We start from the raw sequence: 209 nt of genomic DNA on the forward strand, positions 1-209 counted from the left end.
CTACTGACTTATTTTTTTGAAGATTTGCTGGGTTTCAATTTGTCAGTATTTCCCGGCGTTTTTTTATTGTCACGCTGGCGTTTATCAGGTTCCCCTGTTGAATCGGCAATTCGTTTCGGACCCGGCTTAAGACCCATAATCGTTATCCTTTCAATAGTTAAGAGGAAAGCCCTCAAGCTAGATATATTGACCGCGTTACGGATTATCAA

The 209-nt window shown here is 41.1% G+C and carries 1 pseudogene; it reads right to left on the reverse strand.

The window, feature by feature from the left end:
- Nucleotides 1–8: 8 nt before the first annotated feature.
- Nucleotides 9–209 (reverse strand): annotated as a pseudogene (locus ABEB28_RS42320) (hypothetical protein); the annotation flags it as partial.

Origin of the sequence: Cryptosporangium minutisporangium (assembly GCF_039536245.1) — a bacterium.
GTDB lineage: Bacteria > Actinomycetota > Actinomycetes > Mycobacteriales > Cryptosporangiaceae > Cryptosporangium > Cryptosporangium minutisporangium.